20 protein-coding genes are annotated in these 22,074 nt (G+C 62.0%); 5 read left to right on the forward strand and 15 right to left on the reverse strand.

Features of this window, described 5'->3' with window-relative positions; translation table 11 throughout:
• Nucleotides 1–162 precede the first annotated feature (162 nt).
• Nucleotides 163–2,286: a polyribonucleotide nucleotidyltransferase gene (gene pnp, locus L1075_RS11035; RefSeq protein WP_246941826.1), complete on the forward strand. Its 2,124-nt coding sequence runs from the start codon at nucleotides 163–165 to the stop codon at nucleotides 2,284–2,286.
• A 71-nt stretch (nucleotides 2,287–2,357) separates the two neighbouring features.
• Here pnp and L1075_RS11040 read toward each other — a convergent pair whose 3' ends face one another.
• The 9 genes from L1075_RS11040 to dksA form a co-directional block, all read right to left on the reverse strand.
• A complete protein-coding gene (locus L1075_RS11040) occupies nucleotides 2,358–3,395 on the reverse strand; it encodes an acyltransferase family protein (protein WP_246894408.1) in 1,038 nt (345 codons plus the stop codon).
• A gap of 133 nt (nucleotides 3,396–3,528) precedes the next feature.
• Nucleotides 3,529–4,710: an acetyl-CoA C-acetyltransferase gene (locus tag L1075_RS11045; protein ID WP_075369180.1), complete on the reverse strand. Its 1,182-nt coding sequence runs from the start codon at nucleotides 4,708–4,710 to the stop codon at nucleotides 3,529–3,531.
• A 157-nt stretch (nucleotides 4,711–4,867) separates the two neighbouring features.
• Complete coding sequence (panC, locus tag L1075_RS11050; protein WP_040239898.1) at nucleotides 4,868–5,719, reverse strand: pantoate--beta-alanine ligase; 852 nt, start codon at nucleotides 5,717–5,719, stop codon at nucleotides 4,868–4,870.
• Nucleotides 5,719–6,510, reverse strand: coding sequence for a 3-methyl-2-oxobutanoate hydroxymethyltransferase (panB, locus tag L1075_RS11055; protein ID WP_040239897.1), 792 nt, complete (start codon nucleotides 6,508–6,510; stop codon nucleotides 5,719–5,721). Before panB ends, panC begins: the two co-directional genes overlap by 1 nt.
• Nucleotides 6,511–6,622: 112 nt before the next feature.
• The gene (folK, locus tag L1075_RS11060; protein ID WP_378111788.1) at nucleotides 6,623–7,099 is read right to left on the reverse strand and encodes a 2-amino-4-hydroxy-6-hydroxymethyldihydropteridine diphosphokinase; all 477 of its coding nucleotides are present in this window, start codon (nucleotides 7,097–7,099) and stop codon (nucleotides 6,623–6,625) included.
• 4 nt (nucleotides 7,100–7,103) lie between these two features.
• The gene (gene pcnB / locus L1075_RS11065) at nucleotides 7,104–8,519 is read right to left on the reverse strand and encodes a polynucleotide adenylyltransferase PcnB (protein WP_246941831.1); all 1,416 of its coding nucleotides are present in this window, start codon (nucleotides 8,517–8,519) and stop codon (nucleotides 7,104–7,106) included.
• 889 nt (nucleotides 8,520–9,408) lie between these two features.
• Complete coding sequence (locus L1075_RS11070) at nucleotides 9,409–10,764, reverse strand: sigma-54-dependent transcriptional regulator (protein WP_246941833.1); 1,356 nt, start codon at nucleotides 10,762–10,764, stop codon at nucleotides 9,409–9,411.
• A gap of 172 nt (nucleotides 10,765–10,936) precedes the next feature.
• Complete coding sequence (gene gluQRS, locus L1075_RS11075) at nucleotides 10,937–11,812, reverse strand: tRNA glutamyl-Q(34) synthetase GluQRS (protein ID WP_246941835.1); 876 nt, start codon at nucleotides 11,810–11,812, stop codon at nucleotides 10,937–10,939.
• Between the two features lie 71 nt (nucleotides 11,813–11,883).
• Nucleotides 11,884–12,321: an RNA polymerase-binding protein DksA gene (gene dksA, locus L1075_RS11080; protein ID WP_040239883.1), complete on the reverse strand. Its 438-nt coding sequence runs from the start codon at nucleotides 12,319–12,321 to the stop codon at nucleotides 11,884–11,886.
• Nucleotides 12,322–12,568: 247 nt separating this feature from the next.
• Between dksA and sfsA the strand changes: the two genes are divergently transcribed.
• Nucleotides 12,569–13,315 (forward strand): DNA/RNA nuclease SfsA, encoded by a 747-nt coding sequence (gene sfsA / locus L1075_RS11085; protein WP_246941836.1) that lies wholly within the window; start codon nucleotides 12,569–12,571, stop codon nucleotides 13,313–13,315.
• A gap of 1 nt (nucleotide 13,316) precedes the next feature.
• On the opposite strand, the gene metW is transcribed toward sfsA, so the two are convergent.
• The 5 genes from metW to L1075_RS11110 are packed head-to-tail and all read right to left on the reverse strand — an operon-like array spanning nucleotide 13,317 to nucleotide 17,343.
• Nucleotides 13,317–13,916, reverse strand: coding sequence for a methionine biosynthesis protein MetW (metW, locus tag L1075_RS11090; protein WP_040239876.1), 600 nt, complete (start codon nucleotides 13,914–13,916; stop codon nucleotides 13,317–13,319).
• Nucleotides 13,916–15,076 (reverse strand): homoserine O-succinyltransferase MetX, encoded by a 1,161-nt coding sequence (gene metX, locus L1075_RS11095; protein WP_075369187.1) that lies wholly within the window; start codon nucleotides 15,074–15,076, stop codon nucleotides 13,916–13,918. Before metX ends, metW begins: the two co-directional genes overlap by 1 nt.
• Nucleotides 15,077–15,136: 60 nt before the next feature.
• Nucleotides 15,137–15,727 (reverse strand): YggT family protein, encoded by a 591-nt coding sequence (locus tag L1075_RS11100; protein ID WP_075369188.1) that lies wholly within the window; start codon nucleotides 15,725–15,727, stop codon nucleotides 15,137–15,139.
• A 34-nt stretch (nucleotides 15,728–15,761) separates the two neighbouring features.
• On the reverse strand, nucleotides 15,762–16,586 hold the full coding sequence (gene proC / locus L1075_RS11105) for a pyrroline-5-carboxylate reductase (RefSeq protein WP_246941838.1): 825 nt from the start codon (nucleotides 16,584–16,586) through the stop codon (nucleotides 15,762–15,764).
• 49 nt (nucleotides 16,587–16,635) lie between these two features.
• The gene (locus L1075_RS11110) at nucleotides 16,636–17,343 is read right to left on the reverse strand and encodes a YggS family pyridoxal phosphate-dependent enzyme (protein WP_246941840.1); all 708 of its coding nucleotides are present in this window, start codon (nucleotides 17,341–17,343) and stop codon (nucleotides 16,636–16,638) included.
• A 34-nt stretch (nucleotides 17,344–17,377) separates the two neighbouring features.
• Between L1075_RS11110 and L1075_RS11115 the strand changes: the two genes are divergently transcribed.
• Nucleotides 17,378–18,418, forward strand: coding sequence for a type IV pilus twitching motility protein PilT (locus L1075_RS11115; protein WP_246941842.1), 1,041 nt, complete (start codon nucleotides 17,378–17,380; stop codon nucleotides 18,416–18,418).
• Nucleotides 18,419–18,455: 37 nt separating this feature from the next.
• Entirely contained in the window at nucleotides 18,456–19,598 is a 1,143-nt protein-coding gene (locus tag L1075_RS11120) for a PilT/PilU family type 4a pilus ATPase (protein ID WP_246941845.1), read from the forward strand.
• A gap of 5 nt (nucleotides 19,599–19,603) precedes the next feature.
• Here L1075_RS11120 and L1075_RS11125 read toward each other — a convergent pair whose 3' ends face one another.
• On the reverse strand, nucleotides 19,604–20,722 hold the full coding sequence (locus L1075_RS11125) for an anhydro-N-acetylmuramic acid kinase (protein ID WP_246941847.1): 1,119 nt from the start codon (nucleotides 20,720–20,722) through the stop codon (nucleotides 19,604–19,606).
• A 99-nt stretch (nucleotides 20,723–20,821) separates the two neighbouring features.
• On the opposite strand from L1075_RS11125, the gene tyrS reads away from it, so the two are divergent.
• A complete protein-coding gene (gene tyrS, locus L1075_RS11130; protein ID WP_040239855.1) occupies nucleotides 20,822–22,018 on the forward strand; it encodes a tyrosine--tRNA ligase in 1,197 nt (398 codons plus the stop codon).
• Nucleotides 22,019–22,074: the final 56 nt, after the last annotated feature.

Raw genomic sequence — 22,074 nt, forward strand, 5'->3', positions numbered from 1 at the left:
CCGACGCATGGTTGTTTGAAACGGGCAGTCCTACGGGGCTGCCCGTTTTTTGTTTCGTCGGCTCCGCGTGTCGTAATGAGTGGCCCCGTGGCGCGTGAGCTCCTAAAATGGTCGCCGAGTCGAGACGACCCATACATGAGATGAAAAGTTAAGGACATTGCCGTGAACCCGGTCAAGAAAACGTTTCAATACGGTCGCAGTACCGTCACCCTGGAAACGGGCCGCATTGCCCGCCAGGCCACCGGTGCCGTGATGGTGACCATGGACGACACTGTGGTGCTGTGCACCGTGGTGGCCAAGAAAGACGCCAACCCCGCGCAACCTTTCTTCCCGCTTTCCGTCCATTATCAGGAAAAAACCTACGCCGTGGGCAAGATCCCCGGTGGCTTCTTCAAGCGTGAAGGCCGTCCTACCGAGAAGGAAACCCTTACCTCGCGTTTGATCGATCGTCCGATCCGCCCGCTGTTCCCCAACGGGTTCATGAACGAGGTGCAGGTCGTGTGCACGGTGCTCTCCACCGATCGCAATCATGATCCGGACATTGCGGCGATGCTCGGCACGTCTGCGGCGTTGGCCATCTCCGGGGTTCCCTTCAATGGTCCGATTGCTGCCGCGCGCGTTGGTTTCACCGAAGACAATGGCTATTTCCTCAACCCGACGGTGGAGGAGCTTGGCAACTCCGAGTTGAACATGGTCGTGGCCGGTACCGGGAAGGCCGTGCTGATGGTCGAGTCCGAGGCCAAGGAACTGCTCGAAGATGAAATGCTCGGCGCGGTGCTTTTTGGCCATCAGGAAATGCAGACTGCGATCGCCGCTATTGACGAATTGACAGCCGAAGCCGGCAAGCCGCGTTGGGAATGGCAACCCGCCACCGAGAACGCAGCTCTCAAGGAGGCCCTGGCAGCAGGTTTCGAGGCCAAGATCGGTGAGGCCTATCGCATTACCGACAAGATGGCGCGCCAGGATGCCTTGTCCGCCCTGAAAGATGAGGCGATCGCGCAACTGGCCGATGAAGAGCAGGGCCAGTTCGATGCGGGCGAGGTTAAGGGTGGCTTTGCCGGCCTGGAGAAACGGGTGGTGCGTTCACGGGTGATCAAGGGCGAGCCGCGTATCGATGGCCGCGATCACAAGACCGTCCGTCCGTTGGCGATCGAGGTCGGTAACCTGCCCAAGACACATGGCTCGGCGGTATTTACGCGAGGCGAGACGCAGGCGGTAGTGGTCGCGACCCTGGGCACGTTGCGGGACGCTCAGTTGATCGAGTCGCTGGAAGGCGAGCGCAAGGACCGCTTCCTGCTGCACTACAACTTCCCCCCTTATAGCGTGGGTGAAGCCGGATTCATGGGCGGGCCGAAGCGCCGCGAGATCGGCCACGGGCGACTGGCGCGTCGCGGCGTTCAGGCCATGCTGCCCAGCGAGGAAGACTTCCCTTACACCATCCGCGTGGTGTCGGAAATCACCGAGTCCAATGGCTCTAGCTCCATGGCGTCGGTATGCGGCTCCTCGCTGGCGTTAATGGATGCCGGTGTCCCGCTCAAGGCCCCGGTGGCGGGCATCGCCATGGGCTTGGTCAAGGACGAGGACGGCTTCGCGGTGCTGACCGATATCCTCGGTGACGAGGATCATCTCGGGGACATGGACTTCAAGGTCGCTGGTTCCACTGCCGGCGTGACGGCCCTGCAGATGGACATCAAGATCGAGGGCATCAACGAGGAGATCATGGAAACTGCGTTGCAGCAGGCGCACGAGGCGCGGCTGCACATTCTCGAGCAGATGAACACGGTGATCGCTCAGAGCCGCAGCGAAGTTTCCGACAACGCGCCCTCGATGGCGACCATCAAGATCGATCCCGACAAGATCCGTGACGTCATCGGCAAGGGCGGCGCCACAATCCGCAAGATCTGCGACGACACCGGCGCGTCGATCGATCTCGACGACGACGGTACCGTGCGCATTTACGCTGAGGACAAGACGGCCGCCAAGGCGGCGATCGATACCGTGCTGGCGATTACCGCCGAACCGGAAATCGGCAAGCTCTACCGGGGCACCGTCGCGCGTATCACTGATTTCGGCGCTTTCGTCACCTTCATGCCGGGTACCGATGGTCTGGTGCACATCTCGCAGATCGTCCCCGAACGGGTCAACGACGTACGCGACTACCTGAGCGAAGGTCAGGAAGTCATCGTCAAGGTGCTCGATATCGACAACCGCAACCGCGTGAAGCTTTCCATCAAGGAAATCACCGCAGAAGAAAAAACGGCATTCGAGGCAACTCCGGCTGAATAAATGACCTGCGTCAAGCGGTTAATGAAGCCCCGTACACCAAGGTGTACGGGGCTTTTTACGTTAGCGACACGTCAAACTGAGTAGACGCTTGTGGCGGGAGACGAACGGCGCTTGGGCATCCACTGGCGCAAGCGGCGTGAAAGTCGCTTTTCGATGAATTCGAAACTGGCCCACGACAACACGGCGATGAGCGGTAAGCAGATGGCCAGGGTCGCGTAGGGTGGGAGGCCGACGTGTTCGCGTAAGGTGTATTGCGCCGTCCACAGCACGATCACATGAAGCAGGTAGGTCGAATAGGACCAATCCCCCAAGGCCTTGATCACTCGGTTTCCGGCGAATAGTGGCTCCATGGAGATGAATGCACATAGTAGCACTGTACTCGGTAAGCCCCAGGCGAGGAAGCGCGTCATGCCCTGTGGGTCGTCGAACTGCATGAGCAGTGCGAATGCCCCAACGGCGATACCGGCCGGGAGCCAGCGCCCCTGGGGTAGCCAGCCGCGTCGATAGATGATGCCGACCCCCAGCCCGAGCAAGAAGTTGTAGATGATGGGGTCATGGTAGAAGTCGCTCAATAGTGGGCGCTCCGCGAGCCAAGCGCTGATCGCAATCAGCACCAAGGCAAGTAGCCACAGGCGTAAATGCCGGTTGACCAGCAAGGAGCCTGCAAACACCAGATAGAACAGCATTTCGAAGTTAAGCGTCCATCCCACGGGCAATGTTGGATAGTATCCATAGCCAGCGGGGTTCTCGGTGGGTAGAAAGAAAAGCGACATCACCAGGCTTTTGAGGTCCAGCTCGTAGTCTGGCATGACGTCCTGCGAGAGGTAGATGATGCCTGCGGTGATGGCAGTATACAGCCAGTAGGCGGGCACGATGCGTGCTGCCCGCTGTAGGAGAAACTCCCCACTGGAAGGTGCGCGGCGAGCGGTGGCGGCATAGATGACGAAGCCACTGATGATGAAAAAGATATCCACACCCATTTGGCCTCGGGTGGCGAGAAGGTGTTCGAAGGCATTGTTGGCATCGAAATCGAAAAAGACCTGCACGAAGTGGTGGAAGACGACCACCCATGCCGCAAACGCACGTAATGCCTGCACCGAAATCAACATACCGATGATATTTCCTGTTGAAGCCAAGACGGATACGACGCCGCTTGGGCGTCGTAAACGGTTGGGCAGGCAGGATAATCGAAAAGTTCACCGGTTTGACGTGGAGTTACAAAACAGTGTTTTAGTTAGCATCTCACGGGCGTTCGATGGCCAGCGCCACGCCTTGTCCTCCGCCGATGCACAGCGTCGCCAGCCCTTTCTTGGCGTCGCGTGCGATCATCTCATGCAACAGCGTCACCAGGATGCGGCAGCCGGAGGCGCCGATAGGGTGCCCCAGTGCGATGGCGCCGCCATTGACATTGATCTTGGCTGGATCCCATCCAAGTTCCTTATTGACGGCGAGTGCCTGGGCGGCGAAAGCCTCGTTGGCTTCGATCAAGTCCAGTTCATCGAGTGACCAGCCTGCGCGCTCCAGGCAGCGTCGCGTGGCGGGGGCAGGGCCGATGCCCATGATCGCGGGGTCGACCCCGGCGTTGGCGTAGGCCTTGATCACTGCGAGGGGCTCCAGTCCCAGTGCCTTGGCCTTGTCCGCCGAACAGAGCATGGCCACGGCAGCGCCGTCGTTGAGCGACGAGGCATTGCCGGCGGTGACGCTACCATCGCGCTTGAAGGCTGGACGCATGCCGGCGAGCTGTTCGGCGGTCACACCTGCGCGAGGTCCTTCGTCGGTAGTGACTTGGAGTGGATCGCCTTTGCGCTGGGGGACCTCGACCGGCACGATCTGTCCGGCGAAACGGCCTTCTTCGATGGCTGCGGCCGCCTTTTGTTGGGATGCGGCGGCAAAGGCGTCCATGTCCTCGCGGGTAATGGCGTATTTGGCGGCAAGGTTCTCGGCAGTAATCCCCATGTGGATATCGTTGAAGGCGTCCCATAGGCCGTCGCGGATCATCGTGTCCACCGCCGTCCAGTCGCCCATGCGTTGACCGGTACGCGAATTCGGCAGCACGTGCGGGGACAGCGACATGTTCTCCTGGCCACCGGCAATGATTAGCTCGGCGTCGCCACAGCGGATGGCCTGGGTGGCCAGATGCAGTGCCTTGAGGCCTGAGCCGCAGACCTTGTTGATGGTCATCGCCGGTACGGCGGAAGGTAGCCCCGCGTTTATTGCCGCCTGGCGAGCGGGGTTCTGGCCGCATCCGGCGGCCAGAACCTGGCCTAGAAGGACCTCGTCGACCTGTTCGGGCGCCACGCCGGTATGCGCGAGCAAGTCCGCGATGACCGTGGCACCGAGCTGGGTTGCGGGGAGGCTGGCGAGGGCGCCGCCGAAGCTGCCGATGGCGGTGCGCCTTGCCGCTACGATCACCACGTCTTCCATGAGAGTCTCCTGTCAGCCTAGAGGGGCGGTATATTCAGGATAGGCGAGTCCCGTGTAGGACGACAATCGGGTAATGGGTGTAGACCGTCGGTATTAGAGGATTACCGGCCCGAGGTGGTGTACATGGAAAAACCTCGTCGTGATGCCGCGTCGACGCTCAGCGCGGCAAGCTGACCGGGAGGTTATCGATCAAGCGGGTCGTGCCGAGATGCGCGGCGACCAGCAGAATCGCCTCCTGGGTATCGGGCGCGATGGGACCGAGATCCTGGGCGCGGCGCAGCTCCAGGTAGTCGGGTTTGAAGCCCTGTTCGGTGAGGGCCGCGAGACCGTCACGCAGGGTCGTCGGCGGCGACTCGCTTGCGCGCAGTGCATCATGCATGTGGCATAGCGTGCGATAAAGTGCCGGGGCACGCTGTCGTTGTGCGGCACTCAGATAGCCGTTGCGTGATGATAGCGCCAGGCCGTCCTCAGCGCGTTGCGTGGGAACGCCGACGACCTCGATCGGGAAATGCAGGTCCGCCACCAGTTTACGGATGACCATTAATTGTTGGTAATCCTTGCGGCCAAAGTAGGCCACGTCCGGCTGTACCAGGTTGAAGAGCAAGCTGACGACCGTGGCCACGCCGTTGAAGTGACCCGGGCGATTGGCGCCGCACAGCCCTTCCGAGACGTCGGGCACGCTGACGTGCGTGTGCGCCTCGAGACCGTGCGGGTAGAGCGCATCGGCACTGGGGGCGAAGACGATATCGCAGCCATGGCTCGCCAGCGCCTGTGTATCGGCCTCGAGCGTGCGCGGGTAGCTCGAGAAGTCTTCATTGGCCCCGAACTGGAGCGGGTTGACGAAGATGGTGGCGACCACCACGTCCGCATCACGGCGCGCGGCATCGACCAGGGCTAAATGCCCGGCGTGCAGATTGCCCATGGTCGGTACCAAGGCAATGCGCTGGCCGTTGCGGCGTGGGAGATTCAAATGGGCACGCAATTCGGCGATGTCGTGCAGCGTCAACATCAGAAACAATGCTCCTCGGCGGGGAACTGGCGTGTCTTGACGGCGTCGTGGTAGGCCGCGAACGCGGCCTGAATGCTGTCGCGGCCGGTCAGGAAATTCTTGGCGAAACGTGGCGGCCGCCCATGCGTCACGCCGAGGATGTCATGCATCACCAATATTTGGCCATCCACATCGGGGCCTGCGCCAATCCCGATCACCGGGACTTCCACTGCATCGCGCACGGCGCGACCCAGCGCGGCGGGCACGCACTCGAGCAGGATCACCGAGGCACCGGCGTCGACCAGCAAGCGGGCATCGTCGACGATGCGCTGAGCATCGTCCTGTTCGCGGCCTTGCACCTTGTAACCGCCGAACTGATGTACGCTCTGGGGCGTCAAGCCCAGGTGCGCGCATACCGGAACCCCGCGCTGCGTGAGGGCGCGTACGTCGTCGCGCATCCAGCCCGCGCCTTCGATCTTGACGAGCTCGGCGCCGGCGCGCATCAGGGCGCCGGCATCATGCAGCACCTGGCGCGTGTCGGCGTTGCTCATGAAGGGTAGGTCGACCATCAACAGGCTGCGCTGCTTGCCGCGCGCCACGCAACGCGTGTGATAAAGGATATCGTCGAGCGTCACGGGAATCGTGCTGGCATGACCTTGCAGCACCATGCCCAGCGAATCGCCCACCAGTAGTACATCGATACCGGCGGCGCCCGCATGCTGCGCGAACGAGGCATCGTAAGCCGTCAGGCAACTGAACGGTTCGCTGGCACGCTTGAAGGCATTGAGGTGGCTCAAGGTGACGGTTTTCATGAAACATTCCATGCTGTGGCGGCCCGCGCGGGCCTGGGGAAAGTGTTACCGCAAACGTTACCTCAGGGTGCCGAGAGTGTGGATCGGTAACACATCGGCTGCAACTCGACTTTTAGGGAAGAAGGCGGTGCAACCCCGCCCCATCGTGGTGCTTCGCCAGGGTGGCGATGGTTTTATCTGCAAGCGCTACATCGGGGGCGAGCTCCGCCAGGGGAACGAGTACGAAGGCACGTTCGCGCATGGCCGGATGAGGGAGCGTCAGGCGTGGCGTTCGCCATTCGAGATGTGCATAGAGCAAGAGGTCTAGATCCAGCGTACGCGGCCCCCAATGGCGTTGGCGCACTCGACGATGGCGTTGCTCGAGTGCCTGCAATTGATCGAGCAAGGCTAGCGGCGAGAGTCGCGTGAATACGCGGGCAACGGCATTGATGAAATCGGGTTGATCCTGGGGGCCCACCGGCGCGGAGGCATACAGGGAGGAATGCCCCGCCAAGTGGGTTAGCGGCAGGGCATCAAGCTCATTCAGCGCGCGCGAGACATGCTCGCGCGGTTCGTCAAGATTGCTGCCCAGGCCGATATAGGCCGCCACGTGGTCACTCCTGGCGTCCGTCATTGCCATGCTCGGAGGACGGGTTGCGCCGCCGACGGCGACGACGCTTGGGGCGGTCGGAAGTGCCAGCCGGGGAGCCACTGGTCTTGGCGATCAGGCGTGCCTGCTCGTGGTCATCGCCTTCTTGGAAGGCCGTCCACCAAGCACCGAGTCCCGGGTCGATCTCACCGGCGCTCTCCCGCAGCAGGAGGAAGTCATAAGCGGCGCGGAAACGAGTATGCTCCAGGGTCTGAAAGGCGCGCTTTCCGCGACGTTTGGGCAAGCGTTGCTGAAGATCCCAGATTTCCCGCATCGGCATGCTGAAGCGCTTGGGGATCGAGGTGTGCTGCAGTTGCCGCGAGATGCTTTGCTGCGAGGCGGTCTGCTGTGCGGGAATCGGTGGTATGCCTTCGCTCTCGAGGCGCTCGGCGCGTAGCCGCATGCCGGGCCATAGCATGGCACCGTACAGAAACGCCGGAGTGACGGGACGTTCTTCCCGGATGCGCCGGTCGGTATTGATCAAGGCCTGCTCGATCAGTGGCCTTGCCCACGTGCGTTCCGCGATGGCTTCTTCGACCTCCGGGAACAGCATGGCGAAGAGGCCATACTCGCGAAGCAGTTCGAAGGTGCGCAGTGCTTGTCCGGAAAGGAAGAGCTTGAGGACTTCCTCGAACAAGCGTGCTGGAGGAATCTGCAGTAGCAAGGGCGCCAACTCAAGAATCGGGGTCTCGGTGCGCGGCTCGATATCGAAGTCCAGCTTGGCGGCGAAGCGCACGGCACGAAGCATGCGCACTGGATCTTCGCGATAACGCACCTCGGGGTCGCCGATCAAGCGCAGGGTGCGGGCCTCGAGATCATTCACGCCGTCGGCCCAATCGTGAATCGAGAAGTCGGCGATGTTGTAATAAAGCGCATTGACCGTGAAGTCGCGACGTAGCGCATCTTCCTCGATGGTGCCCCAGACGTTGTCACGCAGCAGCAAGCCGTCGTCGGATTGCTGGGAATGCGCGGTGTCTTGATCGTCGCCGGGCCGACCACGGAAGGTCGTGACTTCAATGACTTCGCGGCCGAAGCGCACATGGACGATGCGGAAGCGGCGCCCGATGATGCGTGAGTTGCGAAATAGCGTGCGTATTTCTTCCGGCGTGGCATCGGTGGCGATGTCGAAGTCTTTGGGGACTTTACCGAGCAGTGAGTCACGCACACAGCCACCTACCAGGTAGGCTTCATGGCCGGCATTATGCAGACGATACAGTACCTTGAGGGCATTCTCGCTGAACAGGCGCCGCGATACGTCGTGCTGATCACGCGGGATGACGCGCAATGTAGGTGTGGAATGGCCGGAAGGCTGTTGAGCGCCAAACAGGGTCTTCAAACGTTCACCGGGGCGTTGGAGAAAGCGGGTAAATCCTTTGAACATGCGTCGTTAACGACTTGCGGAGAGCGAAGTTGCTAGTGTAAGCCGACACTCCTTGGCTTGCAAAGGATGTGGCGTGATGGGAAACGAGAACGGGCTGATCGCAAGAAATAGGTGGAATGCATGGCATTAGAAAGGGGAGACCCGATGGGCCTCCCCTAAGTATGCTGTGCAACGTCCTTGCTGCTGTTTCTTCTTCGTGATGGCGCATCGCCTTGAATACGCACCACAGTCACCAATGAGATTCGGCGGGCAAGCAGTATTCTTGTTGTTGTGACTCTTCCCGCGTGGTGACCACCTCGTATTCAAAACAATAATCCAACCACGACGACATTGTTTCTCCCGACGTTTTGTTGTTGTTGTCGGGATGCTTCGGGCGAGGGCATTGTTCTTGTTGGGCCTCGCATGAAGCGTCGCGTCCTGGTTCGGTTCCGGATCTCGACCATCTTGTTGTTGTTGGCGGTCGACTCGCATTGCGTCTCGTTTGTTGTTGTTGGCGATTCGCTTGCGATGTTCCAGCTCGACGTTGTTGTGTTTGTTATTGCCGATGTCGGGCTGAGCACCTGGGGCGTACGTTATTGTCGTTGTTCGTGCGCCACGGGCGTCCGGCTGTTGTTTTTCTTGATCTATATATTGCAGTGGCCGTGCCACCATTTGTTTTTTTCTTTTTAATCAATGTTTTATGGTTTTATGTGAAAGTTCCCTGCGTTCCGAAAGAGCTTGGTGTTACCGAAATTGCCGCATAACGGGGCATCTCTTGTGTGGGATGGTAACAACTGGTGCATCGGCCTCGTCTCAATGGCGCATAGGGTCTCTAAAAAGGCCGAGAAATGCGCTTAGACCATAGTCGTGACAGGGGGCAAAAGGCGCTCGGCGTTGGCATTAAGCGCTCTCACGCTAGGCGGCGGGCGTTTTTCTTGCGTGGAATGCCCAGGCGCTGGCGACGCTCCCACAGGCACTTACGGCTGATGCCCAGCTTCTGGGCCAGCTCGGTTTCACTCATCTGTGCCTGATGTTCGAGGACGAAATGCTGGAAGTAGTCTTCCAGGGAGAGGTCGTCGTCCTCCTCCTCGGGGGCCGCGGATGGCTCTGAAGATGCAGAGACCGGCTCCTGTCTTCGTTCCAGCGGGAGGCCGAGATCGTCGGGGTGGATAAGGTGACCCTCGGCGAGAATGACCCCGCGCTCCAGGGCGTTCTCCAACTCACGTACATTGCCTGGCCAGGCGTAACCGAGGATGTCGCGGCGTGCGGCGCGCGATAAGCGCAATCCCGGTCGTGCATGGCGGGTGCAAGCACGCTCGAGAAGAACCTGGGCAATGGAGAGGATATCGTCGTCGCGTTCGCGAAGCGGTGGCAGTTCGATCTGCATGACATTGAGGCGGTAGTAGAGATCGAGCCTGAATTCGCCGCTACGTGACAGAGAGTGCAGATCACGATGCGTCGCCGCGATCAGTCGCACATCGACGTAACGTGTTTCCACCGAGCCGATACGCCGGATCTCGCCTTCCTGAAGCACTCGCAGTAGGCGGGCCTGAGCGTCCAGGGGCAGCTCGCCGATCTCGTCGAGGAAAAGCGTGCCGCCATCGGCGGCTTCGACCAGGCCGGTGCGTGCACTGTTGGCGCCTGTGAAAGCGCCCTTTTCATGACCGAAGAGTTCGGATTCGATCAGGGTTTCGGGAATCGCGGCGCAGTTGACGCAGATCAGCGGTGCCTTGGCGCGGCGGCTCTGGCGATGCAGGGCGCGCGCGACCAACTCCTTGCCGGTGCCCGACTCACCCTGCACCAGCACGGTGACGTCGGCGGGTGCCGTCTTGCGGATGCGTTCGTAGACACGCTGCATGGCGACGCATTCGCCGATCATGCCGCGGGGAACACCGCTAGGGGCGGCGGTTTCCTTGGGCGCCGGGCGTGACAGCACACGTGACACGGTTGCCAGGACGTTATCGTCATCGACGGGCTTGGCGATACAGTCGACGGCGCCTTCCTTGAGCGCGACCACTGCCTTGCGCAGGCTGGCGTGGTCGGTCATGACCAACACCGGCGTTGGGGCGCTTAGCGCGAGCATCTGTGTGCCGTCTTCTCCTACCAGGCGCAGATCGCAGACCACCAGGTCGAAGGTCTGCGGCGCTAGCGCCTGGGCGGCGTCGAGAGATGCGGCGGTCGCGACGCTGTATGCCTGGCGCTCGAGCAGGTCCTTCAGGGCCTGACGCGGGGCGTCTTCGTTTTCGACGATCAGGATTCGGCTCATGGGCCTCATGGTCGCGTGAATGCATGGAGAGTGGCCGAACGTCGGCTCATGCAGCGCTCGGTTGGTTTGTATCCTGACGCCTGCTGGCTGGGCGAATCAAGCCAAGGAGTGTGCGACTATGGCATGACAAGAGCGCTGTCGAGGAACCGGGGGCACGTGCGGTTGTAGGCTTTCAGTGCTCGTTTGCTGCCATGTGACGCAGGCGCTCGGGGCGCCAGGCGGTGATGGCCGCTTCGAGCTGGTCGGCTACGCAGGCGTGCACCATCTCGCGTGGCGGTTGCTGACTGAGCCGCTGCAGGGCGTGGTGCAGGGTGTGGCGGATGCCGGCTTCATCGGTCGGCAGCGCTGGGGCAAGATTCTGCTTGGAGAGCTTCTGGCCGTTGTCGCCGAGCACCAGGGGAAGGTGTAAGTAACGCGGCACCGGGAATCCCAGTGCGTCCTGCAATTGACGCTGCCAGGGGGTGTTGTCGAGTAGGTCGGCACCGCGCACCACATCGGATACGCCTTGGTCGGCGTCATCGACGACCACCGCGAGCTGATAGGCCCAGAGATCGTCCTTGCGCTTGAGGACCACGTCGCCCAATTCGATAGGGTCGAAGCGCTGGTGACCCAGGCGTCGGTCCTCCCATTCGACGGGACGCCGGCCAAGATCGCTGCGCAGCCGCCAGGCCAAGGGGCGCTCGGGATGCAGCGGCCCATGCCGACACCAACCCGGATAGATGGCATATTCGCGCCACTCCTTACGCGAACAGCTGCATGGATAGGCAAGCCCTAGCGCGGCAAGGCGTTCGAGCGCTGCCTGGTAAGCGGCGTGACGCTCGCTCTGATGGCGTACGGGGCCATCCCATGTCAGGCCGAAGGCTTCCAACTGGCGGAGAATGGTATCGGCGGCGCCAGTGGGGCAGCGTGGCGGATCGATATCCTCGATACGCACGAGCCAGCGCCCCTTGGCGTGGCGCGCGTCGAGAAAGCTCGCCAAGGCCGCCAGCAGCGACCCCAGGTGCAGGGGGCCCGAGGGTGTCGGTGCGAAGCGACCAGTGTACGCCATGTCACACGTTACCTACGCAATGGCAAACGGGCACCCGAAGGTGCCCGTTGAAGGAATGTTCAGGGACGGTATCAACCGCCGAGTTGCTTTTCCTTGAGCTCCGCCAGCGTTTTGCAGTCGACGCAGAGCGTGGCGGTGGGGCGAGCCTCGAGTCGGCGAATGCCGATCTCGACGCCGCAGGCTTCACAGAAGCCGTAGTCGTCTTCATCGATGTTTTCGATGGTCTCGTTGATCTTCTTGAGGAGCTTGCGCTCGCGGTCACGGGTACGCAATTCCAGGTTGAAGCCTTCTTCCTGGGTGGCGCGGTCGGCCGGGTCGGCGAAGTTGTTGGCCTCTTCCTGAAGGTGGCGCACCGTGCGATCCACCTCTTCCATGAGCTCCTGTTTCCAGATGAGCAGGATTTGGCGGAAGTGCGCGAGCTGTTGCTCGTTCATGTATTCTTCACCCGGCGCCGGCTCGTACGGGGTGAATTTTTTCGGCGCTTCCGATTTGATTTCCGCTACTGGCATGGGACTGCCTCATTACGCAAGTGACTTGGGCCGATGCCTGGCCAGGGTAGGGCTTGGGCGCCCGCCCGAAGCCTTGCTTATTTAGCGGAAAAGCGCGGGCTTTGCAACCATTCTCGGCGATAAAATGACGCATTCCGATCTCGGTCAAAACGCTGGAGCGCGCGCGTTACGCGGCCACGCGGCCGCTATCGCGAGAATGTGATTTTTTGTCCCATGGTGTGACGCGTTAGAGACTCAAGAGGGGAAGATGGAATACACGCAACTGACGTCCGGTATTCTGGTGCGTCGCTATAAGCGTTTTCTGGCCGATGTGCGGTTGGCGTCAGGCGAAGAGGTGGTCGCGCATTGCCCCAATACTGGCTCCATGCGCGCGGTCAACGTTCCCGGGTGTCGCGTCTGGCTCTCGCCGAGTCATAACCCCGCGCGCAAGCTGGCCTGGACCTGGGAGTGGATCGAGCTGCCCATGCCCGGCCCGGAGCCGGCCTTGGTTTCGGTGCACACTGGGCGTGCCAATGCGTGGGTCGAGGAAGCTCTGAGCACTGGACGTATCGCCGAGCTGGCGGGGTATACGGCGCTCAAGCGGGAGGCGAAGGTCGAAGGCGCACGGCTCGATTTTCGCCTCACCGATGCACGGCAAACGACCCATGTCGAAGTCAAGCAGGTGACGCTACGTGAAGACGACGGCCATGGCTATTTCCCTGACTCGGTCAGCGAGCGTGGTCGGCGGCATCTGGAGAGCCTGGCGGCGCGGGTCGCGATGGGCGAGCGCGCGGTGCTTCTGTTTTGCGTGGCACACACTGGGATCGACACCGTGGCACCGGCCGCGCACCTCGCCCCTGCCTATGCCGAAACGCTACGTCGCGTCGCCGCCCAGGGCGTCGAAGTGCTGGCGTATGGTGTCAGCGTCACCCGGGACACGGCCGGCGTACCTTGCCAGGCGATGTTGACCCGGCGGCTGCCGGTGGATCTCGAGCGGCAGCCGCCGGGTGCTTGAGTCAGCGTGAGGCGCGGGTGACGCGGAAGATTGCTGTCTCCCCGCACAGATTAGGCCACAGCCGCGAGCTCCAATGTGGCTCGTGGTCGCCGTTGCCGACGCGTTGATCGACGATGGTCAGGCCCTTGTCACGGCACAGCTGGCCGAAGTCGCGAAACGTCGATAAGTGGATGTTGGGTGTGTCGTACCAAGCATGGGGGAGCGACTTGGACACCGGCATGCGGCCCTGAAAGCCGAGATACAGGCGGTGGCGCCAGTAGGCGAAGTTGGGGAAGGCGATGATGCATTCGCGGCCCACGCGCAGCATTTCATCGAGGGTGCGGTCCGGGCGCTGCAGAGCCTGAAGTGCTTGAGTCATGATCACCAGATCATAGGCGTCATCCTCGACGTTGCTCAGGCCGTCGTCGATGTCGTGCTCGATGACGCTGACCCCGCGTTCGATGCAAGCGGTGATGCCGTCGGGGTCGATCTCCAGGCCATAGCCGACGACCTGCTTGTCACGCGCCAGGGCGGCAAGCAGTGCGCCGTCGCCGCAGCCCAGGTCGAGCACGCGCGCGCCTTGCGGGACCCAGTCATGGATCAATTTGAGATCGGCGCGCATCAGGTCGTCTCCTCGAGCTGCAGGTCGCGGGCGGCGCGACGCATGAAGCCGCCGAACACCGCTTCGTAACGCGGATGTGGTAGCAAAAAAGCATCGTGGCCATGCGGTGAGTCGATGCTGGCGTAGCTGACGGTCTTGTCGGCGCGCATCAGGGCGTCGACCAGTTCCCGTGAACGCGGCGGTGCGAAGCGCCAGTCGGTGGTGAAGCTGACCACCAGGAATGGGCATTGCGCCGGCGCCAGCGCCGTGGCGAGATCGCCGCCGTGCAGGGCGGCCGGGTCGAAGTAATCCAGCGCCTTGGTCATCAGCAAATACGTATTGGCATCGAAGCTGGTGGAAAACGTATCGCCCTGATGGCGCAGATACGATTCGACCTGGAACTCCACGTCATAGCCGAAGTTGAGCTGATCGGTACGCAGATCGCGGCCGAACTTGGCCCCCATCGAATGTTCGGACAGATAGGTAATATGGCCGATCATGCGGGCTAGCTTGAGCCCGCGTTTGGGCACTGTGCCGTGCTCCTCATACCAGCCGTCGTGGAAGTCGGGGTCCGAGCGAATCGCCTGACGGGCGACTTCGTTGAAGGCGATGTTTTGCGCCGAGAGGCGCGGCGTGGCGGCGATGACCACGGCGTTGGCGATGCGCTCGGGATATGCCATCGTCCATTGCAACACCTGCATGCCGCCGAGGCTGCCGCCGACCACGGCGGCGAAGCGTTCGATGCCCAGTCGATCAGCCAGGCGTGCCTGGCTATGTACCCAGTCGGCTACCGTCAGAACCGGGAATTCCGGCCCCCAGGCGCGCTGGGTCTCGGGGTTGGTCGAGGCAGGGCCGGTACTGCCGTGGCAGCCGCCGAGGTTGTTGATCGAAACGACGAAGAAGCGTTCGGTATCGATCGCCTTGCCGGGGCCGATATACGCGTCCCACCAGCCGGGCTTGCGATCTTCCATGTCATGGAAGCCGGCGGCGTGGTGGTGACCGGACAGCGCATGGCAGATCAGCACCGCGTTATTGCGTTCGGCGTTGAGCGTGCCATACGTCTCATACACCAGCGTGTAGTCGGACAGCGTCTTGCCGCCGGCCAGTGCCAGCGGGGTATCGAAGTGCGCCGTTTGTGGCGTGACCAGACCGACCGAGTCGGGAGGTAGCGTATCGGGCATCGTGTGTGTCGGTTTCCGTGTCCAGCGTGGGGCGCGCGACGGCGCCAGGGTCGTGAATGTTCAGAAGCCTACCAGCATGCCGGGCAATCCCGCTGCACGGGCGAGTGCGCCGACGACGAGGCTATCGACCAGATTGATAGCGATGAACACCACGATGGGCGACAAGTCGATCATGCCCAGCGGGGGGATGACCTTGCGTACCGGCGCCATGATCGGCTCGACCAATTGGTTGACGAGGATGGCCCCGGGGTGGCTGGCCTGCGGCGCGACCCAACTGAGAATGATCATGATGATCAGGGCAAAGAAATAGATGTCGAGGATGGCGCTCAACACCCCGGCCAGTGCCGCCACCAACACGCCCTGAATCGGTGGCATGCCGATGCCGGCGAGCTTGAGCAGAACGAAGATGGTGATGCCCTTGATCAGCAAGCCCGCGACCAGCGAGGCGGGATCGAAGCGTCCACGCGGACGGAAGATGCGCTGCAACGGTGCGACCACCGGGCGCGTGGCCTTGATCACCGCCTGGCTGACGGGGTTGTAATAATCGGCGCGCGAAAACTGCAGCAGAAAGCGCAGCATCAAGACGAACAGATACACATTGATTAGCGTGTTGACCAGCATCAAGCCGGCGCTTCCCATTTGGCTGCCCATGGGGCTCCTCCGTGTCGAATGGGTGAAGGGAAATTCAGTCGCGGCTCAGTTCGTCGGCCAGTTCACGAGCGCGTGTCGCGCAGGCTTGCGTCGCATTTTCGAATAGTCGACGCAGGCCGTCATCCTCGAAGCTATTGATGGCGCGTTCGGTGGTGCCGTTGGGTGAGGTCACGCGGCGGCGCAATTCAGCTGGCTCGAACTCGCTTTCGCGGGCCATGCTGGCCGCGCCGTAGGCGGTTTGTAGAGCCAGACGGCGGGCGCTGTCGGCGGGCAAGCCGAGCTTCTTGCCGGCGTCCTCGAGCGCTTCCATGATCAAAAAGAAATACGCGGGTCCGCTACCCGACACGGCAGTGACTGCCTCGAGAAGCGTCTCGTCGGCGACCCATTCCACGAGTCCCACGGCTTCCAGCAACGAAGTGGCCAGCTGCTTCTGCTCCTCGCTGACGCGGGCGTTGGCGTAAAGCCCCGAGGCGCCCTGACCGACCAGGCTGGGGGTGTTGGGCATGCAGCGGATCACGGCCATGTCGCCGCCCAGCCAGGTATCCAGCGTTTCGGCACCCAAGCCGGCGGCCACTGAGACGATCAGCGGGCGTTGGCGTTGCACGCTATCGCGCAATTCGTGGCATACCTCGCGCATGACCTGCGGCTTGACGGCCAAGACCACAACATCCGCGTGTTCGACGGCCACATTGTTGTCGGAGGTAGTCTGGATACCATAGCGCGACGCGAGTGCATCGAGTGTCTGGGTGTCGCGCGCGGTGGCGGTAATGGCCTCAGCGGGATAGCCGCCTTCGATCATGCCGCCGAAAATGGCGCTGGCCATGTTCCCGGCGCCGATGAATGTGACTTGGCTTGTCATGGGGTCTCCTGAAATGTCGCGGCGAAACAATGGGATTAGGGCAAGGCGATCATTGGCGCGGTGCGCGTTGCCCGAAAATGGCCGTGCCCAGACGGACCAGGGTGGCACCTTCGAGGATTGCGGCCTCGAGGTCGCCGCTCATGCCCATCGATAAGGTATCCAAAGGCGCCTGGGGGTGTCGCTGGCGGAGCGTTTCGAGCAAGGTGCGCAGCTCGGCGAAGGGGCGCCGTTGGGTCGCCGGGTCGTCGCTCGGTGCAGGCAGTGTCATCAAGCCGCGCAGCCGCAGGCGTGGCAGCGCCACCACGGTGTCGGCCAGTGCCGGCAAGGCCTCGGGCGTCACTCCTGACTTGCTGGCTTCGCCGCTGACGTTGACTTGCAGGCAAACATTCAGCGGCTCCAGCGCTGCCGGGCGCTGCGCATCGAGGCGTGTGGCGATGCGCGCGCGGTCGATGGTATGCACCCACTGGAAGTGCTCGGCCACCGCGCGGCTCTTGTTGGATTGCAAAGGGCCGATGAAATGCCAGACGATACCCTCGAGATCGTCCAGCGAGGCCTGTTTGTCGAGCGCTTCCTGAAGATAGTTCTCGCCGAATGCGCGTTGCCCCGCAGCGAAGGCTTGGCGCACGCTCGCCGCGGGTTGCGTCTTGCTCACGGCCAATAGGCAGGCGCCCTCGCCGTCACGCCCCGCGCTCGCCAAAGCGTGGGTCAAACGCTGGCGAGCGCGTTCGAGGGATTCGGCGATGGTGACATCTGGCATACTGGGAAACCCTGTCCGCGAGCGAGAGAAATGCATGGATATTATCGAATTGCTGGCGTTCTCGGCAAAACAGAAGGCGTCCGATCTGCATCTGTCCGCCGGTTTGCCGCCAATGATTCGCGTCGACGGCGACATTCGCCGGCTCAACGTGCCGCCGATCGAGGATCGTGACGTTCGCAAATTGATCTACGCGATCATGAACGATCAGCAGCGCCGCGACTATGAAGAAGCGCTCGAGCATGATTTCTCGTTCGAGGTGCCGGGTGTGGCGCGCTTCCGCGTCAACGTCTTCCATCAAGGGCGCGGCGTGGGCGCCGTCTTTCGCACCATTTCCAGCGAGGTACTCACCCTCGATGACCTGGACCTAGGCGAGGTTTTTCGACGCCTGGCCTCGTTGCCGCGCGGGCTGGTGCTGGTGACGGGGCCGACCGGGTCGGGCAAGAGTACGACCTTGGCGGCGATGATCGACTACGTCAACGAAAACTATTATCAGCATGTGCTGACCATCGAGGATCCGGTGGAGTTCGTGCATCGCAGCAAGCGCAGTCTCGTCAATCAGCGCGAGTTGCATCGCGATACGCGCAGCTTCTCCACAGCGCTGCGCTCGGCGCTGCGCGAGGACCCCGACGTGATTCTGGTCGGCGAGCTACGTGATCTGGAAACCATCCGCTTGGCGTTGACCGCCGCCGAAACCGGCCATCTGGTATTCGGCACCTTGCACACCACTTCAGCGGCCAAGACCGTGGATCGCATCATCGATGTGTTCCCGGGCGACGAGAAAAGCATGGTGCGTTCGATGTTGTCCGAATCGCTGCAGGGAGTCATCTCACAAGTGCTGCTCAAGCGTGAAGGCGGTGGGCGCGTGGCGGCCCACGAGATCCTGGTGGCCAGCGCGGCGGTGCGTAACCTGATTCGCGAGAACAAGCTGGCGCAGATGTATTCCTCGATCCAGACCGGCGGCAGCCTAGGCATGCAGACACTGGATGCGGCGCTTTCGCGCTTGGTGGCGCAGGATGTCGTCTCGCGCGCCGAGGCGCAGGCCAAGGCGAAGGATGGGCGCGTACTGGGCATGTAAGCCTGGCACCAATCGACAGTCGCGAAGGAGAACGCGAATGACGCCATACGAGTGGCTGACGCAACTGCTGGACATCATGCTCGACAAGCAGGCCTCCGACCTGCTGGTTTCGACCGGGGCGCCGCCGAGTCTCAAGATCGATGGCGAGCTGGTCACGCTGGGCGAGCAGGCGATGTCGGTATCGCAGGTGCGCGAGCTGGTCTCGGCGGCGCTGCCCCAGGGCGTGGGCGAGCGCTTCGAGGCCGAACGCGAGGCCAATTTCGCGCTTAGCCTGCAGGGCAAGGGGCGTTTTCGTGTAAGTGCCTTCTATCAGCGCAGCCAGATGGCGATGGTCGTGCGTCGCATCGCCTTCGACATTCCCGACCTGGCGAGCCTGGCGTTGCCGGATGCCTTGAACGAACTGGTCAATCGCAAGCGCGGCCTGGTGTTCATCGTCGGCGGTACGGGCAGCGGTAAGTCCACCACGCTGGCTTCTATGATTCAGCACCGCAATCAGACGACCGGCGGGCATGTCATCAGCATCGAAGACCCCATCGAGTACATTCATCCGCATGGCCGTGCGATCATCAATCAACGCGAAGTGGGCATCGATACCGAGTCCTTCGAGGTGGCGCTCAAGAATGCGCTGCGTCAGGCACCCGATGTCATCATGATCGGCGAGGTTCGCTCGCGCGAGATCATGGAGCAGGCGTTGACGTTTGCCGAGACCGGTCATCTGTGCCTGGCGACGCTGCATGCCAACAACGCCAATCAAGCACTGGAGCGGATTCAGCATTTCTTTCCCAGCGAGCGCCACGAGCAGGTGTGGATGGATCTGTCGCTCAATTTGCAGGCCATCGTCGCCCAGCGTTTGCTGCCCCGCGAGGATGGAGAGGGGCGCTGCGCGGCGGTCGAGGTGATGCTGCGTTCGCCGCTGGTCAGCGATCTGATCCGCAAGGGAGCGATTCACGACCTCAAGGAAGTTATGCAGCGCTCCCATGACCAGGGCATGCAGACCTTCGATCAGGCGCTATATGCACTCTATCGGCAAGGGCGCATCAGCGAAAAGATGGCATTGGTGCATGCCGACTCCGCCAACGACTTGCGGTTGCGCATCGATTATGGCGATGCTGACAGCCCGCAGTTGGCGCGGGCCAGTGACGCCGCCGAGCGATTCACCTTGAAAGGCGACGATGAATGAACGCCTCAGGGCGCATAGACGCCTCCCAGAATCCGGGGGCCACGGGCCCCGGTGACCTCGGGGAGGTTGCCGGGGCGCTGCATGAGGCGCTGATGAGCGAGCCAAGCGAAGGCACCGGCTTCCAACCAGTCCGCTGACCAGCCGAAACGCTCGCAGGGCGTCAGCGGGATCTCCGGCACGTGCCGGCGTAGACGCGCCAACAGGTCTGCGTTGTGGGCGCCGCCCCCGCAGGGAATGAGTGCATCGCAATTCCCGTCCGAACGCTCTCCGCCTTGGGTAATCGCCATAGCGATGCTGGCGGCGGTCAGCTCGGCGAGCGTCGCCTGGACGTCTCGGGGGGGGGCTTCGTTCCCCGTCAGATGAGTCGCCAACCAGTCGAGATGAAAACGCTCCCGTCCCGTGCTCTTGGGCGGCGAGCGTCGGAAGTAGGGGTCATCGAGGAGGCGAGCGAGCAAGGCCTCGTCGACGCGGCCGCTAGCGGCCCAGGCGCCATCGGCGTCGTAGGCGTGGCCCAGGTGGCGCTGACACCAGGCGTCCATCAGCATGTTGGCGGGGCCGGTGTCGAAGCCGAGGACAGGCGCGGAGTCGTCGCTCGGGGGAATACGCGTGAGGTTGGCGATGCCGCCGAGATTGAGGATCAAGCGCGTATGCTCGGGGGAGGTGAAAAGCGCGGCATGGAAGGCCGGCGCGAGTGGCGCGGCTTGTCCACCGGCGGCCATATCGCGGCGCCTAAAATCGCCGACCACTGCGCAGCCGGTCAGCTCAGCGAGCAGGCTGGGGTTGTCGAGCTGATAAGTATGTGGCGGTGTTGCGTCCGGGGCGTGTTCGATGGTCTGCCCGTGGCTGCCGATGGCCGCGATGTCACTAGGTGAGGTATCGGTCTCAGTGAGTAGGCGGTTGACTGCCTCGGCTTGGCGTTCGCAGAACGCCGTCTCGAGCCGGGCCAGCTCGCCGAAGGACGTGTCGCGGGCGAGGCATAAGGCCAGTAAATCCTCGCGCAGTGTTGCGGGAAAGGCCGCCCCAGTGGCACCCAGCCATTCGGGGCGGCCTTCGCCGCAACGCACTAGGGCGGCGTCGATGCCGTCCAAGCTAGTGCCAGACATCAAGCCGATATAAAGGGGCATGTTCATCTCCATGTGCCGTGGCGCTCAACCGCCGTCGATGAGTCATGCTAACATTCCCCGTTATTGCCCAAGTCACCCCATTTGCGGAGAAAGGATACGATGACCGACGTCGCCGATGCGCTGGCGCTGCTCAAGCGTGGCACCCATGAAATCCTGCTGGAAGACGAGTTGGTAAAGAAGCTCGAATCCGGGCGTAAGCTGCGTATCAAGGCGGGGTTCGATCCTACCGCACCGGATCTTCATTTGGGGCATAGCGTGTTGCTGACCAAGATGCGTCAGTTTCAGGAATTGGGACATCAGGTAGTGTTCTTGATCGGCGACTTCACTGGTCGCATCGGTGATCCCACGGGGAAGAATGTGACCCGCAAGCCGCTGACCGAGGAGGAGGTCAAGGCCAATGCGGAGACCTATAAAGAGCAAGTGTTCAAGGTCCTCGATCCGGCGCTGACGGAAGTACGCTTCAACGCCGAGTGGATGAGCCAGCTTTCTGCGGCTGACATGATCGAGCTGGCGGCGCAGTCGACCGTGGCACGCATGCTGGAGCGTGACGATTTCGAGAAGCGTTATACGGCCAACCAGTCGATCTCGATTCATGAGTTCCTGTATCCCCTGGTGCAGGGATACGACTCGGTGGCGCTCGAGGCCGATGTCGAACTGGGCGGCACCGATCAGAAGTTCAATCTGCTAATGGGACGCGAGCTCCAGAAGCATTTCGGTCAAGCGCCGCAGGTGGTCATGACCATGCCACTGCTGGAAGGGCTGGACGGTGTGCAGAAAATGTCCAAGTCGTTGGGCAACTATGTGGGCGTCGACGATACGCCGGGAGTGATGTTCAACAAACTGGTGTCGATGCCCGATAGCCTGATGTGGCGTTACTTCGAGCTGCTGTCGCTCAAGTCCAACGAGGACATCGACGCCATTCGTCAGTCGATCGAGTCCGGGGCTAACCCGCGAGATATAAAGATGGAACTGGCGCGCGAACTGATCGGGCGCTATCACGGTGATGAAGCTGCCGCTAATGCGCATAAGTCGGCGGGCAACCAACTGGCGGAAGGCGAGCTGCCGGAGGACCTTCCGGAGGTCGAGGTGATTTTCGAAGGCGAGCAGGCGCCGATTGCTGCGGTGCTCAACCGGTCGGGATTGGCCAATAATAGTGCCCAGGCCAAGGACATGCTGGGCAATGGCCGTGTCAAAGTCGACGGCCACGTCGTGGCACGCGATCATATGCTTGCCACCGGGCGAAGCTATGTCATCCAGGCGGGTAAAAAGCGTTATGCGCGGGTGATCTTGGGGTAAGGCCGAGCGCTACGTTTTATCCGTGTAAAAACCCCTTGCGTTCGCGCCGGCGGTTC

Origin of the sequence: Chromohalobacter beijerinckii, from assembly GCF_023061185.1 — a bacterium.
Lineage (GTDB): Bacteria > Pseudomonadota > Gammaproteobacteria > Pseudomonadales > Halomonadaceae > Chromohalobacter > Chromohalobacter beijerinckii.